The sequence below is a fragment of the Ruegeria sp. BHSC043 genome, from assembly GCF_059612985.1.
The window spans coordinates 176,776-192,488 of the sequence record NZ_JBXWRS010000002.1 but is presented as its reverse complement, the minus strand read 5'-3'; the positions used below and the strand labels follow the sequence as shown (position 1 = coordinate 192,488).

Here is a 15,713-nt window from a genome sequence, read left to right as displayed (position 1 = left end):
TTTTTTGATCCGGCATGATGGCAAAACCGGCTGTTACCGCTATCGTCTGCGTGACTTTCGGGCCCGGAACGGCGAAAGATGCCCAATCTCTTTGCATTTGCGCCGCGGCTTGCGTATCGATTCGTCCATGGGGAAACTTCGATCTCTGTTTTCGCTGACTTATGCGCAGAAACTGTCACTGGTCGCGGCCATCCCGCTGGTGCTGGCGGTGGCGGCAATCGCGCTGATGGTGGCCATCGAATCCCGCGCCACGGCCGAGCGTGAGATACAGGCGCTGGAGCGTCGCCTGATCGAGGCCAAGAAGCAGGAACTGCGCAATTATGTCACCCAGGCGCGTAACGGCTTTGCCTATATCTACGGCCGCGCTGCCCCCGATGACGAAGAGGCCAAGAAGACCGTCGCCCAGATCCTGTCGGCGATGATCTACGGCAAGGACGGGTTCTTTTTCGTCTATGACTATGACGGCAACAACCTGGTCAGCCCCCGCCAGACCGAGTTCATCAACCGCAACTGGGAAGGTCTGACCGACAGCAACGGCGTGCCCGTGGTGGACGAGTTCATCCGGCTGGCCCGGCAAGGCGCCGGGTGGCACAGCTTCATGTGGCAGAAGCCCTCGACCGGGGAAGAGGCGATGATGATCGCCTATGTGGTCGGCCTGCAGGACTGGCGCTGGGCGGTGGGCACCGGCGTGTTCATCGACGACATCGTTGCCACCGTCGCCAATGCCCGCGCCGAGGTCGAGGCGCGCGTGCAGCGCACCTTCCTTTATATCGGCGGCATCGTTCTGGCGGCGGTGCTGATCGTCTTTGCCTCGGGGATGCTGCTGAACATCCGCGAACGTCGCCTCGCGGATGCCAAGCTGAAAGAGTTGACCAAGCGGGTCATCGACGCCCAGGAGGAAGAGCGCGGCCGCGTAGCGCGCGAATTGCATGACGGGATCAGCCAGATTCTGGTCGGAGTGCGCTATGCGCTGGACAATGCGCGCCGGCGCCTCGCAAAAGGCGATCATGACGGTGCGCGGGCGCCGCTGGACAAGGGGATCGACAATCTGGGCACCGCCATCACCGAGGTGCGCCGCATCAGCCGCGACCTGCGCCCCGGTGTTCTGGACGATCTGGGCCTCGGCCCCGCGCTCAAGGCGCTGACCGACGATTTCCGCGAACGCACGGGGATCGAGACCGAGTTTTCCACCGTCGTGTTCCGCAACCGTCTGGACCATGACAGCAAGATCGCGCTCTACCGAATCGCGCAAGAGGCGCTGACCAATGTCGAACGCCATTCCGGCGCGACGCGGGTGACGATCGACCTGCGCGGCCACAAGCGAGGCGCCACGATGCGCATCACCGACAACGGGCGCGGGTTGCGCAGCCGGCCGGGCCAGATCAGCACCGGGATCGGCCTGCGCAACATGCAGGAGCGGATCGAACAGCTTGACGGGACCCTGCGCATTCTGTCATCACGCGGCGCGCAGAGCGGAACGGTGATCGAGGTCAGCCTGCCGCTGAGCCACCTGCTGCCGCCGCAGGAAGACGCGACACCCAAAAGAAAGGCCGGTTCCTGATGACAGACACGACCCGAGTCCTGATCGTCGACGATCATCCGATGGTTGCCGAGGGCATCCAGTCGATCCTTGAAAGCTATGACGACATTAACGTGGTCGGCACCCTGGGCAACGGGCAGGAAGCAATCGACTTGGCCCCGGATCTGCGGCCCGACGTGATTCTGATGGATCTGAACATGCCCGGCACGGGCGGGCTGAGCGCCACCGAGATCATTCTGGAACGCCTGCCCCAGACCCGAATCCTGATCCTGTCGATGCATGACAGCCCCGAATACATCTCGACTGCGCTGAGCCATGGCGCCAAGGGATACATCCTCAAGGATGTGCCGACCGACGAGATCAAACAGGCCATCGATGCGGTGATGCGCGGCGAGCGCTATCTGTGCACCGGGGCCAGCGGCTCTCTGGAGCCCAAGGGCGACAGCACCCGCGAAGCGCTGACCGGGCGCGAGCAGACGATCCTACTGGAACTGGCGCAGGGCAAGTCGAACAAGGAAGTGGCCCAGACGCTGGACATCTCGGTCCGCACGGTCGAGACCCACCGCAAGAACATCAAGCGCAAGCTGGGCATTTCCTCGACCGCCGGCCTGACGCGCTATGCGCTGGAACATGGCGTATTGCAGGGCACCGGCGTCGGGTACTGACGCGGGTCAGTCCAACAGACGGTCAGCCCGCCGCCCGGCACGCGCAAGGTGATGCGGCAGCACGCGGCCGTACAGCTGTTTTGTCCGCTCTATGCCGCCACACATCCCCTCTGCCTCAACGAAGGAAAAGATACCCACATAGCGCGGCCAAGGGCCGCTGACCGGTGCAACCCGGTGCAGCGAGTAGCGGCCGCGAAATATCTGCAGGTCACCAGGCTGAAGTTCCAGTTGCCGGACAGCGCTCATGTCACCGTCGAGGATCGCGGCCACCTTGTCGAAATTCTCGTGTTCAGGCGTGCGCAGGTTGGGCGCGTATTCGAACGCCCCGCCCCGTTCGGCATTCTGGATCGCCAGAGTCACGGTGAAGTTGTTGGTATCGAAATGCCAGGGGAACCCCTGCCCTTCCTCGACCACGTTGATGATCACGTCGGCCAGAGGATCGTCATAGCGAAAGAACCGATCCTGGGGTTCGTTCAGGGCCGCGCGGATAAAGGGCAGAAAGCCATCATATTCATAGATACGCCGCAACGGGCCGGTCTCGGGGAAGTTGTCGGCCGGTACAAATGCGTTCGACCGGTCATAGAACCGTCGGATCGGGTGGCGGATGCCGAACCGGGGGTCGTCTCGGGTGAAATAGGGGTTGGTGCGGTTGAAACTGCGATGCGCGCGCGGGGCGACGGCCTCGGCCTCGGCCAGCAACTGCGCCAGACCACCGTCGTGCACGAAACCGGGCAGCACCGCGCACCCGTCCGCGTCAAGCTCGCGCCGGATATCGGCGATCAGCCGCTGGTAGGCCGCCGAGTCCGGCCGGTCGATCGGATAACGGCCCAGGTCCACCAAATCCACAAGCATGCGCGCCTCCGTCCTTGCACTTTCCGTTTCAGCCTGACCCGGCGGCGCGTGCGGCTCATGCCCATTTCAGACATCGACCTGCCGCTTTCTGACTTCGGAACCCTTGCCCGCGGCACCATTCGCGGAAATTCCGGCCATGCGTCAATCTGCGCAATAAAATGTCGCAAAATTCGACCGCAGAGACAGGAAATTGGCCAGATTGCCTGTTGACGCCCCGTCCCCCCACCCATAATGTCCCTGCACGCAAAAAGGAGCCTCTGGCGATGAAAACGCTAGTCGTAATCGTAGGAACCACGCGCATGGGCCGGTAACGGTACACCATAATCGAACCCATGCGCCTCCGAAACTTCGGGGGCTTTTTTATGTCAAACGCAAGACACATGTCGCGAACGGAGCAAAGCAGATGACACGTGAGATGACCGGCGCAAAGATGGTGGTCCAGGCCCTCAAGGATCAGGGCGTGGACACGGTATTCGGGTATCCCGGCGGCGCCGTCCTGCCGATCTATGACGAGATCTTTCTGCAGAACGACATCCGTCACATCCTCGTGCGGCATGAACAGGGCGCGGTCCATGCCGCCGAAGGCTATGCCCGGTCGACCGGGAAGCCCGGCGTCGCGCTGGTGACCTCGGGCCCCGGCGCGACCAACGCGGTGACCGGCCTGACCGATGCGCTGATGGATTCGATCCCGATCGTGGTTCTGACCGGCCAGGTGCCGACCTTCATGATCGGCTCGGACGCGTTCCAGGAGGCCGACACGGTGGGCATCACCCGCCCCTGCACCAAGCACAACTGGCTGGTCAAGGACACCAATTCGCTGGCCGCAACCCTGCACGAGGCGTTTCACGTCGCCACTGCCGGCCGCCCCGGCCCGGTGCTGATCGACATTCCCAAGGACGTGCAGTTCGCGACCGGCACCTATACCGCGCCGAAACCCTCGACCTCGCATTATCAGCCGGCGGTCAAGGGCGATCTGGACGCGATCACCGAACTGGTCGCTGCCATCGAAACCGCCAAGAAGCCCGTGTTCTATACCGGCGGCGGCGTGATCAATTCGGGCCCTGCCGCCAGCCAACTGCTGCGCGAGCTGGTGGACGCGACCGGCTTCCCCATCACCTCGACCCTGATGGGTCTGGGCGCCTACCCCGCATCGGGCAAGAACTGGATCGGAATGCTGGGCATGCACGGCCTGTACGAGGCGAACATGGCCATGCATGACTGTGACCTGATGATCAATGTCGGCGCCCGGTTCGACGACCGGATCACCGGGCGCATCGACGCGTTCTCGCCCAAGTCGAAAAAGGCGCATATCGATATCGACCCGTCCTCGATCAACAAGGTGATCCGAGTGGACATCCCCATCGTGGGCGACGTGGCGCATGTTCTGGAAGACGTGCTGAAAGTGTGGAAGGCGCGCGGGCGCAAGACCAACGCCGCGGCCGTCACCAAGTGGCAGGCCCAGATCTCGGACTGGCGCAAGGTGAACTGCCTTGCCTACACGAACAGCGAAAAGTCGATCAAACCGCAATACGCGCTGCAGCGACTTGAGGCACTGACCAAGGACCGTGACCGCTACGTCTGTACAGAAGTGGGCCAGCACCAGATGTGGGCCGCGCAGTTCCTTGGGTTCGAAGACCCCAACCGCTGGATGACCTCGGGCGGGCTGGGCACCATGGGCTATGGCTTCCCGGCCTCGATCGGGGTGCAGATGGCGCATCCCGACGCGCTGGTGATCAACGTCGCGGGCGAGGCCAGCTGGCTGATGAACATGCAGGAGATGGGCACCGCCGTCCAATACCGCCTGCCGGTGAAACAGTTCATCCTGAACAACGAACGCCTGGGCATGGTGCGCCAGTGGCAGGAGCTGCTGCACGGCGAACGCTACTCGCATTCCTGGTCCGAGGCCCTGCCCGATTTCGTCAAGCTGGCCGAAGCCTTCGGGGCCAAGGGAATCATGTGCTCGGACCCGGCCGATCTGGATGACGCGATCATGGAGATGATAAATTACGACGGTCCGGTGATCTTTGACTGCCTCGTCGAAAAACACGAAAACTGCTTCCCCATGATCCCGTCGGGCAAGGCGCATAACGAGATGCTGCTGGGTGAGGCCGAAACACAGGGTGTGATCGACTCCAAGGGCTCGGTACTGGTCTGATCGCTCCCATCGCACCCGGCCGGACCTTCCGGCGCACGAAAGTTGAAGAAAGGGACATAAATGTCTGCCCTACACATTAAAAAAGGCTCTACCCGCCATTCGGCCTATAACCTGCGCCCGACGTTTTCGGACGTGCAGGAGCGCCACACGATCGCCGTTCTGGTCGAAAACGAACCCGGCGTCCTGGCGCGCGTGATCGGGCTGTTTTCCGGACGTGGCTACAACATCGAAAGCCTGACCGTGGCCGAGGTCGACCACACCGGCCACCTCAGCCGTATCACCATCGTGACCACCGGCACACCGCAGGTGATCGAGCAGATCAAGGCGCAGCTGGGCCGGATCGTTTCTGTGCACGACGTGCATGACCTGACCGTCGAAGGCCCCTCGGTCGAGCGAGAACTGGCGATCATCAAAGTCGTGGGCGAAGGCGAAAAGCGCGTCGAGGCGCTGCGCCTGGCCGACATCTTTCGCGCCAACGTGGTGGACAGCACCTTGAATTCCTTCATCTTCGAGATTACTGGCACACCCGAAAAAATCGACGCCTTTGCCGACCTGATGCGCCCGCTTGGACTGATGGAAATCGCCCGGACCGGCGTGGCCGCCCTGCTGCGCGGCAGCTGACGGGTCGTCGCCCCCGCGCAAGGGGGGCCGCTTGTCTCCATATCCACTCGAGACTGTCGCCGGTCAGTGTCATCTGGCCGGTTTTCCCAAATAGTTTGTGCAAAATCGCCAAATGCCTATTGCCTTTGGCCTATAAGGCATTAGCCTAGCGTCGGTTCTTTCCGACAGGAAAGCTCTTGGGGAAAATTATGCGATATTCCGGTTCAGGCCGACGGCGGACGCTGTGTCGGCACAGTCGTGTTGCGTTGCCATAGGCCATGACTGGACAAGGCATGGGCCATAAAGCACGCACACCTGAAGAATTGCGCACAATGCTTGGCGAGAACCTCCGGCAGCTGGTCAGCGGCTATCCCTCGGTGTCCGAGGTCTGCCGCCGTCTGGGCATCAATCGCACCCAGTTCAATCGATATCTGTCTGGCGAAAGCTTTCCACGGCCTGATGTGCTGGACCGGATCTGCCGCTTTTTCGGGATTGATGCCCGCATCCTTCTTACCCCCCTTTCTGAAATACCGAAAATCGAGTCGGCGCCGCTGCCTCCGTCCCTGCTGAAGTTTTTCGCGACGGGCCAAATAAAACGGGAGGAAACCCTGCTGTGCAGCGGGTTTCATCATGTCATCGAAACCCATCCCGCAGAGCCGCGGCACACCTGCCATCTGTTGCTGTTTGCCCGGAACCAGGGCAGCCACGCGACCGTACGCGCCTTCGACCCCGTCACGCCGGGTGCGACACCGGCTTCGCGCGAACTGCGCGGCTTGGCCTTCCGCTCAGGCACGACGACACAAATCATGATGGCGCATCGCGATGCCATCGGCACCCGTTTCTACGTTCTTGCGGACGCAACCACTCCGGCCGCGTCGGTACGCACCGGATACAGCGTCAGGCTAGGCGCAAGCGCCTCCGACTGCCGAAAGTTGGAACTGCGGTTCCTGGGGCAAGATCTGAAGGCGGCCCTCGGGGTCGCGCGGCTGGCCCGGTCCTGACCACCCCGGCAGGCCGCCAACATGTCGTTGTGAGAAAAACCCGGGTCGCGGACATGACAGCGGGCCGGCGGTGGGACTGCTTAGGCTGGGTGGCAACCGAGGAGGACCACATGGCCAGCACCCTGACCGATCTGTCTGCCGTTCGCCAAAGCATCGAAACCGCGCTGGGCCTGCCCAACGCGCACTATACCGACCCCCGGCTGCACGCCGAGGAGAGCCAGGCCCTGCTGCTGGACGGCTGGTCCGGACTGGCCGTAACCGCCGACGTGCCCGAACCGGGCGACGCGGTCCCGATCGAGTTTCTCGGCATCCCCCTGCTGCTGCTGCGCGACCGGTCGGGCCAGGTACGGGTGTTTCAGAACATCTGCCGCCACCGTGGCATGATCCTGGTGGCCGAACCGCGCAAGATCGAAGGCGCGATCCGCTGCCCCTATCACAGCTGGTGCTATTCGACCGAGGGTCGCCTGGTGGCGACCCCGCATGTGGGCGGGCCGGGCCAGAACGCGCATGACGCGGTGAACCGGTCCGAACTGGGCCTGATCGAGGTGCGCAGCCATATCTGGAGCGAGGTGGTCTGGATCAACGTCTCGGGAACCGCTCCGGCCTTCGAGGATGCCAACGCCAAGCTGATCGAACGATGGGCCGAGTTCGACCAGCCGCTGTACCATGGCGGCCCCGACAGCGCCTTCCGGCTGGACGTGAACTGCAACTGGAAGCTGGCGGTCGAGAATTACTGCGAAAGCTATCACCTGCCCTGGGTGCATCCCGGGTTGAACAGCTATTCCCGGCTGGAAGACCACTATCACATCCAGGAGCCCGGCCTGTTTTCCGGCCAGGGTACCCTTGTCTATCGCCAGCTGACCGGCGAGGACGGCCGCACCTTCCCCGATTTTCCGGGGCTGAGCGCCAAGTGGGACACGGCCGCCGAATACATCGCCGCCTTTCCCAACGTTTTGCTGGGCGTGCATCGCGACCACGCCTTTGCCATCATCCTGCGCCCCGAGGCGCAGGACCGTACATCGGAACATATCCATCTGTTCTATGCGTCGCCGGACACAGATGCCGACCTGCGCGCGCGCAACACCGAGCAGTGGAAACTGGTGTTCGAAGAAGACGTGTTCGTGGTCGAAGGCATGCAGCGCGGTCGCGCGGCCCCCGGTTTCGACGGAGGGCATTTCTCACCGGCGATGGATGGGCCGACGCATCTGTTCCATGACTGGGTCGCACAGCGGCTGATCGCGCGCCACGATAGGCCCGCCGCCGAATGAGCGCACTGGACGACCGTCTGCTGAACGCACATGCGGCCGGCGACATCCGGGCCTTGGCGGCCCTGTATGAACAGGCCGCAGACGCGCAGACCGATGCGGATGCAGCAGCGTTCTTCCTGACCCACGCCTATGTGCATGCGCTCGAGGCCGGTCTGCCGGCCGCCGACCGGCTGCGCCAGCGCCTGATCGACATGGGGCGCGAGGTTCCGCAGCAGTGACCGCACCGATCAGGTTGGGGCGGTTTCTTCGCCGTCACTATCCCCCGTGATCTGCCGGTACAGGTGCCAACTGGCATGGCCGAACAGCGGCAGCACGATCAGCAGGCCCAGAAACCACGGGATCATGGCGATGAAGGTGGTGACGGCGATGAACGCGCCCCACCCGAGCATCACACGCTTGTTCACCGCGACATAGGCATAGCTGGAAATCATCGCCGTCACGAAATCCAGTTCACGATCCAGCAGCATCGGAATCGACAGCACCGAGATCATGTAGAGCAGGATCGCGAAAAGCGCTCCGACCACGGTTCCGACGGCCAGCATGGTCAACCCGTTCGCAGTCAGGAACACCTCGAGCGACGAGGACACGTTGGTCATGGTCGACAGGCCCATGAACAGGGCGAAGATCATGTGGCCCAGAAAGAACCAGAACAGGAAGATCACAACGATGATGGCGCAAATCGACGGCAACTGTCGGCGGCTCTGCTGGATCACCACGCCGAAGATCGCGCCGAAATCCAGCGGCGCGCCCTGTTCCAGCCGGTGCGAGACCTCGTACAGCCCCACCGCTGCAAACGGCCCCAACAGCGGAAACCCGATCGCGGCCAGCACCAGCCAGTACGAGGTGCCCGTCTGCACCGTGATCCATGCCATCAGCCAACCCACTAGAACGTAGAACCCCGCGAACAGCAGGCCGAAGATCGGCGCGCGGCAATAGTCCTGCCAGCCCCGGCGCAGCGCCGTGCGAAGCATTTCGCGGCTGGCGGGTTTCAACTTTGGAACTCCGAATGGCCTGTCCATGTTCCGTCTGTCCTCCCAGTTCCTTCAAATCTCGGGCGGCCGTTTCTGCGGCCAATGCGTAACCGCATGATAGGCGGCCCCGATCGACAGCAGTCGGGCATCGCTGCCCCGCGGACCGAACAGCTGCATCCCCATCGGCAGCCCCCCCGGCCCGAATCCGGCCGGAATCGACAGGCAGGGCAGCCCCAACAGGCTGACCGGCGTCACCACCTGCATCCAACGGTGATAGCTGTCCATCTCGACCCCGGCGATGCGGCGCGGATACGGCCAGTCCACCGGAAACGGCCAGACCTGCGCTGCTGGCAGCACCAGCGCGTCATATTCGGAAAACAGCGCAACCGCCCGCCGGTGCCAGTCTGACCGGGTCACGCTGGCGGCCTGCACCTGCATCGCGGTCAAGGCCAGCCCGCGCTCGAGCTCCCATAGGGCACTGTCCTTCAGGGCGTGTTTGCGGTCGGCCAGGGGTTGCAGCCCGGCCGCCACGCTGAACGAGCGCAGTGTGATCCAGGACTCCCAGATCCGTTCGGCATCGAAGGGGGGCGGTACCTCCTCGATCGTTGCGCCCAACTGGGCAAACAGCGTCAACTCGCGCGCGCACAGCGGCAGAATGCCGTCTTCCGTTGGGAAGGCCCCGCCCCAGTCACCCAGCCAGCCGATGCGCATGTCCTCAAGGCTTCTGACCGGCACGGGCGAGACCGGATCGCTGTCGAACGACAGGGGCTGGCGCGGGTCCGCGCCCGACATCACGTCCAGCAGCAGCCCGATATCCTCTGGGCTGCGCGCCATCGGACCCAGCGTCGAAAGTTGATGAAGATACAGATCGCCCACCGGCTCGGACGGGACGCGGCCCCAAGTCGGGCGGAAGCCATAGACATTGTTCCAGGCGGCCGGGTTGCGCAGGCTGCCCATCATGTCGGACCCATCGGCCAGCGCCAGCATTCCCGTGGCCAGGGCGACCGCCGCCCCGCCCGAAGACCCGCCGCAACTGCGCGTCAGGTCATAGGGGTTGCGGGTTGCGCCATAGACCGGGTTGAACGTATGCGACCCCAGACCGAATTCCGGCGTGTTGGTCTTGCCGATCAGGATCGCGCCTGCCGCGCGCAGTCGGGCCGCGATGAGGTCGTCGGCATCGGGCACATGGCCGCGAAACAGGGGCGAACCCTGGGTCGAAGGAATGCCCGCCACGTTCACCAGATCCTTGACCGCCATTGGCAGACCGTGCAGCGGGCCATGCCGGGCATGGCCGTCGGCCGCCTGCGCCTGCGCCATCAGTGCATCTTCATCCTGCAGTGCCACGATGGCGTTGACCCGGTCGTTGACCTGCGCGATCCGGTCCAGCGTCGCGCGCATCACTTCGACGGCCGAAACCTGCCCCGCGCGCAGCTTGCTCAGCAGTTCGACGGCCGAAGTTTCGATTGGGGTCATGGGGTTACGTCCAGGCTATGATCGAACTCAGCCTAGCGATGGACGGATCGTATTTAAACCCGGTGTTTTGTATGTATCTTTTGTCGGTGTGCCACCCGCCCCGTGCGCAATCAGGCGTCCGACTGCGCCTCGGCCCGGCTTTTGCCCGATACGTTCATCGCCAGCGTGGCCGCCATGAACCCATCCAGATCACCGTCCAGAACACCCTTGGTGTCCGAGGTCTCGTAACCCGTGCGCAGGTCCTTGACCATCTGATAGGGCTGCAGAACGTAGGACCGGATCTGGTTGCCCCAGCCCGCGTCGCCCTTGGCCTCGTGCGCGGCGTTGATCTCGGCGTTTCGACGGTCCAGTTCCATCTGGTAGAGGCGCGATTTAAGCGCCTTCATGGCGATGTCGCGGTTCTGGTGCTGCGATTTTTCCGAACTTGTCACCACGATGCCGGTCGGGATGTGGGTGATCCGAACCGCCGAGTCGGTCGTGTTGACGTGCTGACCGCCCGCCCCCGAGGACCGGTAGGTATCGACGCGGATATCCGCCGGGTTCACTTCGATCTCGATATTGTCGTCCACCACCGGATAGACCCAGACCGAGCTGAACGATGTGTGCCGCTTGGCCGCCGAGTCATAGGGCGAAATCCGCACCAGCCGGTGCACGCCGCTTTCGGATTTCAGCCAGCCATAGGCGTTGTGGCCCGAGATCTTGTAGGCCGCCGACTTGATCCCCGCCTCTTCGCCCGGGGTTTCTGACTGCAGCTCGACCTTGTAGCCCTTCTTCTCGGCCCAGCGGACATACATCCGCGCCAGCATCGAGGCCCAATCGCAGCTTTCGGTGCCCCCGGCGCCCGCGTTGATTTCCAGGAAGGTGTCGTTGGCGTCGGCCTCGCCGTCCAGCAGCGCCTCGAGCTCTTTTTCGGCCGCTTTGTCGCGCAGCTTTTTCAGGGCCTCTTCGGCATCCTTGACGACTTCTTCGTCGTCTTCCATCTCACCCAGTTCGATCAGTTCGACATTGTCGTTCAAATCGGTCTTGATCGACTCGTAGGTCTCGATCGCATCGACTAGAACCTGCCGTTCGCGCATCAGCTTCTGCGCGTTTTCGGGGTTGTCCCACAGGTTGGGGTCTTCGACGCGGGCGTTGAACTCCTCCAGCCGGTGCGGCGCGGTTTCATAGTCCATACGCTGGGCCAGCAGCTCCAGCGATTTTTGGATCTCGGCCACGATGTTCTGGATTTCGGCGCGCATGGTCAGGTCCCAACTTGCTCAATCAGGCCTGCGTGATAGCAAGAGGTTCAGGCCACCACAAGATGACCCGCGCGGGTTTGCATAGCTTTCCCCCGCTCGGTGGCGGATCAGTAAAGTCCGCCGCCCTGCAGATCGCCTTGGCTGGCTTTGGGTCCCACGATGACCGTTTCGCCGGTCGATGTCCGAACCTGACGGCCTCCGCTCGTGACCTCCTCGAACAGAGGCAGGTCGGATCCCATCGCGAAACCGCCGTCGTACACGCGGTCGATGAAACCATCGACACCATCGCGGAAATATTCGGCTACGACGTAATCGCCGGTCGCATCTTCCGGCAGCCGCGCGCCGCTGAACCGGTCGATCTTGATGAAATGGCCGCCCGGGGGCACTTCGAACGGGCCGCCGCCGTATTTCGCGACTGCCTTTTCCATGAAGCTCTGGAAGACCGGCCCGCACAGCGTGCCGCCATAGGCCCCCCTCCCCATCGGGCGCGGACGGTCATAGCCGATATAGCAGCCGGCCACGATATTCGAGGTGAAGCCGATGAACCAGGCGTCCTTGGATTCGTTGGTCGTACCGGTCTTGCCAGCCGTCGGAACCGGCAGGTTGACCACACGCGACGCGGTACCGCGATCCACCACGCCCTTCATCATCGAGGTCAGCTGATAGGCGGTGATCGGGTCCATCACCTGCTCGCGGTCGTCGACGATGGTGGGGGCCGCATCGGGTTCCAGCCAGCTGGAATTGCAATCGAGGCATTGACGATCATCATGCCGATAGATCGTCTTGCCAAACCGGTCCTGGATCCGGTCGACCAGGGTGGGTTTGACCCGCTCGCCACCGTTGGCAAACATCGCATAGGCCGCAACCATCTTGTAGAGCGTCGTCTCTTCGGCCCCCAGCGCGTTGGCCAGGTAGGGGCCCATGTTGTCGTACACGCCAAACCGTTCCGCATAACCTGCGACCACGGGCATCGAAACTTCCTGTGCCAGGCGAATGGTCATCAGGTTCCGCGACTGCTCGATCCCGGTGCGCAGCGGCGTGGGGCCATAGAACTTGTTGGTCGAGTTCTTGGGGGTCCACAGACCCTGCGGCGTATTCACCTCGATGGGCGCATCCACCACGATGGTCGCCGGGCTGTAGCCGCTGTCGAGCGCGGCGGCATAGACGAAGGGCTTGAAGGCCGAACCGGGCTGGCGCAGCGCCTGGGTGGCGCGGTTGAACACCGAGTCCTGGTACGAGAACCCGCCCTGTACCGCCAGAACGCGGCCCGAGTTCACGTCCATCGCGACAAATCCGCCCTGAACCTCGGGGATCTGGCGGGCCGACCACTGGCCGTCTTCGGCGGCTATCACAAGGATCACGTCGCCGCGCTTGAAATTGGCGCGGAAATCGCCCTGCATCCACTTGATGTCGCTGCGCGGGATGATGCCGTCGGCCGGACCGTTTTCGACCCCCACGGTCAGTTGCTGGTCAGCAACGTCCAGCACCACCGCCGGATACCACGGCGTGGGCAGCACCACGTCGCGTGGAACCTCCAGTTTGGCCAGCTCTGCGCGCCATTGTGCCTCGTCGGCCAATATTTCCTCGGGGATGGTCAGGCCGGTTCCGCGCCATTTCCCGCGCGACCGGTCGTATTTCTGCAAGGCCTCGCGCAGGGCAAGTGCGGCTTCGACCTGCATCTCTTCGTCCACCGAGGCGCGGACGGTGAAACCGCCGGTAAAAAATTCGCCCTCGCCGAAATCCTCGCTCAGCTGACGGCGGATCTCGTCGGTGAAATAGTCGCGCGGCGGCAGCGCGGTGCGGAAGCTTTCGAAATCGCCGTTCTGGACCGAGCGCAGCGGTTGCGCCACTTCGGTCTCATAGGTCGCCTTGTCGATGTACCCGTTCTGGTACATTTCGCGCAGCACATAGTTGCGCCGCGCCAGCAGGCGATCCTTCTGCCGGACCGGGTGATAGTCCGACGGCGCCTTGGGCATCGCCGCCAGCGTCGCCGCCTCATGCGGGGCCAGTTCCTGCAAGGTCTTGTTGAAATAGGTCTGCGCGGCAGCGGTCACGCCGTAGGAGTTCTGGCCCAGGAAGATCTCGTTGAGATAAAGCTCGAGGATCTGTTCCTTGTCCAGCGTCTCTTCCAGGCGGGTGGCAAGGATGATTTCCTTGATCTTGCGCTCGGCCCGGCGGTCGCCCGACAGAAGGAAGTTCTTCATCACCTGCTGGGTGATGGTCGAGGCCCCGCGAACGTTTTCGCCCTTGGACTTCACCGCCTCGACCGCGGCGGCGATGATGCCGCGCGGGTCATAGCCTTGGTGGGTGTAGAAATTCTTATCCTCGGCCGAGATGAAGGCCTGCTTGACCAGGTCGGGGATTTCCTCGGACGGGGTAAACAGGCGGCGCTCTTGGGCGAATTCGTCAATCAGGTGGCCTTCGCCCGAATAGATACGGCTGATGGTGGGCGGCTTGTACTGGGCCAACGACTCGTGGCTGGGCAGGTCACGGCCGTACATCCAGAACACCGCGCCGATCACCAGCGCCGCCATGAAGATACCAAGCGTCACGAGGCTGAAGATCGCCCCGAAAATCGAAAGAATGAACCGGATCACGTTGCTGCCTTTTGTTCGCGGTGCCGCCTATATAGTGCCGCTGCACACAAGGGTCAAAGCACCCGCGCCGATACTAGCCGTTTTGCGCCGCAGGGTCACTGCCCAATCAGGTCGCGGCGGGCCAGATCTTGCTGCCGCCAAGCCTGAAGCCCCTGACGGATGCCGCGCGCCATGGTGGATCGCCATTCGGGATTTTTCAGGTTTTTCAGATCTCTGGGGCTGGACAAGAACCCAAGTTCGACCAGAACCGACGGGATGTCGGCGGCCTTGAGTACCGAAAACGAGGCCCGACGGACAGGGCGGCGGTTCATCGGCCCGCCCTGTTGCGCCATGCCGTTGGCCAGCGTCTGCGCCAGCGCCTCGGTCCGGGGCTGGGTCTCTTGCCGGGCCATGTCCAGCAGAACGTCGGCGATCTGGTCGTCCGAGCCGCTCAGATCAACGCCGGCGATCAGGTCGTCGCGGTCGTGCCGCTCGGCCAGTTTGCGGCTGGCCACGTCCGAGGCCTCGTTGGACAGGACATAGATCGTGGCGCCGTGGGCCTGCCCCTCGGACAGCGCGTCGGCATGCAGCGAGATGAAGACATCGGCTGCGGCGCGATGCGCCAGCGCGATCCGCCGTTCCAGCGAGACGAAATGATCGTCGGCCCGCGTCAGGACTACTTCGAACCCGCCCGCGCGCAGCAGTTCCTCGCGCAGTTCGCGGGCGAAGGTCAGCATCAAGGTCTTTTCGTTGGTTCCGCCCGCCTCGGCGCCGGGGTCGATGCCTCCATGGCCCGGGTCAAGCATCACCCGCAGCGCCCGTCGGTCATCCGCGCCGCGCAGCGCCGGCAGATCGGCCGGGGGCGGCAGATCCCATCCGGGCGTGTGCGGCGCGCCCGCGCTTGCGGCGAAGCTTTCGAAATCGGTGCCTTTCAGGTTCAGGGTCAACACCGCCGCGCCCGAGGCCGGATCGACACGCATCGCGGCCCGGTCCACCGCCAGCGGCGCCCCCAGTTCCAGCACCAGACGCGACCAGCCGGGCACATAGGCCCCGAACCGAACCGCGCTGATGCGCCGGGTCTGCAGGAAGGCCTCGCGGTTCAACCCGCTCCAGTCGACTTCCTTGAAGTCGATCACCATCCGGTACGGGTCTTGAAGGGTGAAGATGCGATATGGCACGCCCTGGCTTAGCCCCAGCTGGACCTGCACGCCCGCGCCGTCATCGTCGATGATCCGGCTATCCTCGGGCAGGACACGCGCCAAAGCATTGAAGTCCTGCGCCCATGCCGCGCCGATCAGCGCCCAGATCAGGGCGAGTGCGAAAAGGATCCTGCTCATGGCCTCAAGTTTTCCCGAGATCGTTTGGCGGCAGCCT

At 63.4% G+C, this 15,713-nt stretch carries 13 protein-coding genes; 7 read left to right on the top strand and 6 right to left on the bottom strand.

What is annotated here, in order from left to right; translation table 11 throughout:
• The first annotated feature begins 127 nt into the window (after positions 1 to 127).
• Together AC2FMM_RS05985 and AC2FMM_RS05980 are read left to right on the top strand one after the other, a co-directional pair.
• Positions 128 to 1,561: a cache domain-containing protein gene (locus tag AC2FMM_RS05985; protein WP_496684494.1), complete on the top strand. Its 1,434-nt coding sequence runs from the start codon at positions 128 to 130 to the stop codon at positions 1,559 to 1,561.
• Positions 1,561 to 2,205, top strand: a complete 645-nt coding sequence (locus AC2FMM_RS05980; RefSeq protein WP_496684491.1) for a response regulator transcription factor — start codon at positions 1,561 to 1,563, stop codon at positions 2,203 to 2,205. The genes AC2FMM_RS05985 and AC2FMM_RS05980 overlap by 1 nt, the downstream gene beginning before the upstream one ends.
• 6 nt (positions 2,206 to 2,211) lie before the next feature.
• On the opposite strand, the gene AC2FMM_RS05975 is transcribed toward AC2FMM_RS05980, so the two are convergent.
• Positions 2,212 to 3,057: a HalD/BesD family halogenase gene (locus AC2FMM_RS05975; RefSeq protein WP_496796058.1), complete on the bottom strand. Its 846-nt coding sequence runs from the start codon at positions 3,055 to 3,057 to the stop codon at positions 2,212 to 2,214.
• Between the two features lie 403 nt (positions 3,058 to 3,460).
• Here AC2FMM_RS05975 and AC2FMM_RS05970 point away from each other — a divergent pair, with 403 nt between their 5' ends.
• The 5 genes from AC2FMM_RS05970 (at position 3,461) to AC2FMM_RS05950 (ending at position 8,299) form a co-directional block, all read left to right on the top strand.
• Positions 3,461 to 5,212 carry an acetolactate synthase 3 large subunit gene (locus AC2FMM_RS05970; protein ID WP_496740745.1) on the top strand — a complete coding sequence of 584 codons (1,752 nt, stop codon included), beginning with the start codon at positions 3,461 to 3,463 and terminating at the stop codon, positions 5,210 to 5,212.
• Between the two features lie 60 nt (positions 5,213 to 5,272).
• Entirely contained in the window at positions 5,273 to 5,833 is a 561-nt protein-coding gene (gene ilvN / locus AC2FMM_RS05965) for an acetolactate synthase small subunit (RefSeq protein WP_496684483.1), read from the top strand.
• Between the two features lie 311 nt (positions 5,834 to 6,144).
• On the top strand, positions 6,145 to 6,813 hold the full coding sequence (locus AC2FMM_RS05960) for a helix-turn-helix domain-containing protein (RefSeq protein ID WP_496796057.1): 669 nt from the start codon (positions 6,145 to 6,147) through the stop codon (positions 6,811 to 6,813).
• A gap of 110 nt (positions 6,814 to 6,923) precedes the next feature.
• Positions 6,924 to 8,081: an aromatic ring-hydroxylating oxygenase subunit alpha gene (locus tag AC2FMM_RS05955; protein WP_496796056.1), complete on the top strand. Its 1,158-nt coding sequence runs from the start codon at positions 6,924 to 6,926 to the stop codon at positions 8,079 to 8,081.
• Entirely contained in the window at positions 8,078 to 8,299 is a 222-nt protein-coding gene (locus AC2FMM_RS05950) for a hypothetical protein (protein WP_496796055.1), read from the top strand. The genes AC2FMM_RS05955 and AC2FMM_RS05950 overlap by 4 nt, the downstream gene beginning before the upstream one ends.
• 9 nt (positions 8,300 to 8,308) lie before the next feature.
• On the opposite strand, the gene AC2FMM_RS05945 is transcribed toward AC2FMM_RS05950, so the two are convergent.
• The 5 genes from AC2FMM_RS05945 to AC2FMM_RS05925 form a co-directional block, all read right to left on the bottom strand.
• On the bottom strand, positions 8,309 to 9,100 hold the full coding sequence (locus AC2FMM_RS05945; RefSeq protein ID WP_496796054.1) for a DUF2189 domain-containing protein: 792 nt from the start codon (positions 9,098 to 9,100) through the stop codon (positions 8,309 to 8,311).
• A gap of 24 nt (positions 9,101 to 9,124) precedes the next feature.
• Positions 9,125 to 10,525: an amidase gene (locus AC2FMM_RS05940; protein ID WP_496796053.1), complete on the bottom strand. Its 1,401-nt coding sequence runs from the start codon at positions 10,523 to 10,525 to the stop codon at positions 9,125 to 9,127.
• Positions 10,526 to 10,635: 110 nt separating this feature from the next.
• The gene (gene prfB / locus AC2FMM_RS05935) at positions 10,636 to 11,763 is read right to left on the bottom strand and encodes a peptide chain release factor 2 (protein ID WP_496681191.1); all 1,128 of its coding nucleotides are present in this window, start codon (positions 11,761 to 11,763) and stop codon (positions 10,636 to 10,638) included.
• 107 nt (positions 11,764 to 11,870) lie between these two features.
• Positions 11,871 to 14,360, bottom strand: coding sequence for a penicillin-binding protein 1A (locus AC2FMM_RS05930; RefSeq protein WP_496796052.1), 2,490 nt, complete (start codon positions 14,358 to 14,360; stop codon positions 11,871 to 11,873).
• 95 nt (positions 14,361 to 14,455) lie between these two features.
• Positions 14,456 to 15,676 (bottom strand): N-acetylmuramoyl-L-alanine amidase, encoded by a 1,221-nt coding sequence (locus AC2FMM_RS05925; RefSeq protein ID WP_496796051.1) that lies wholly within the window; start codon positions 15,674 to 15,676, stop codon positions 14,456 to 14,458.
• Positions 15,677 to 15,713: the final 37 nt, after the last annotated feature.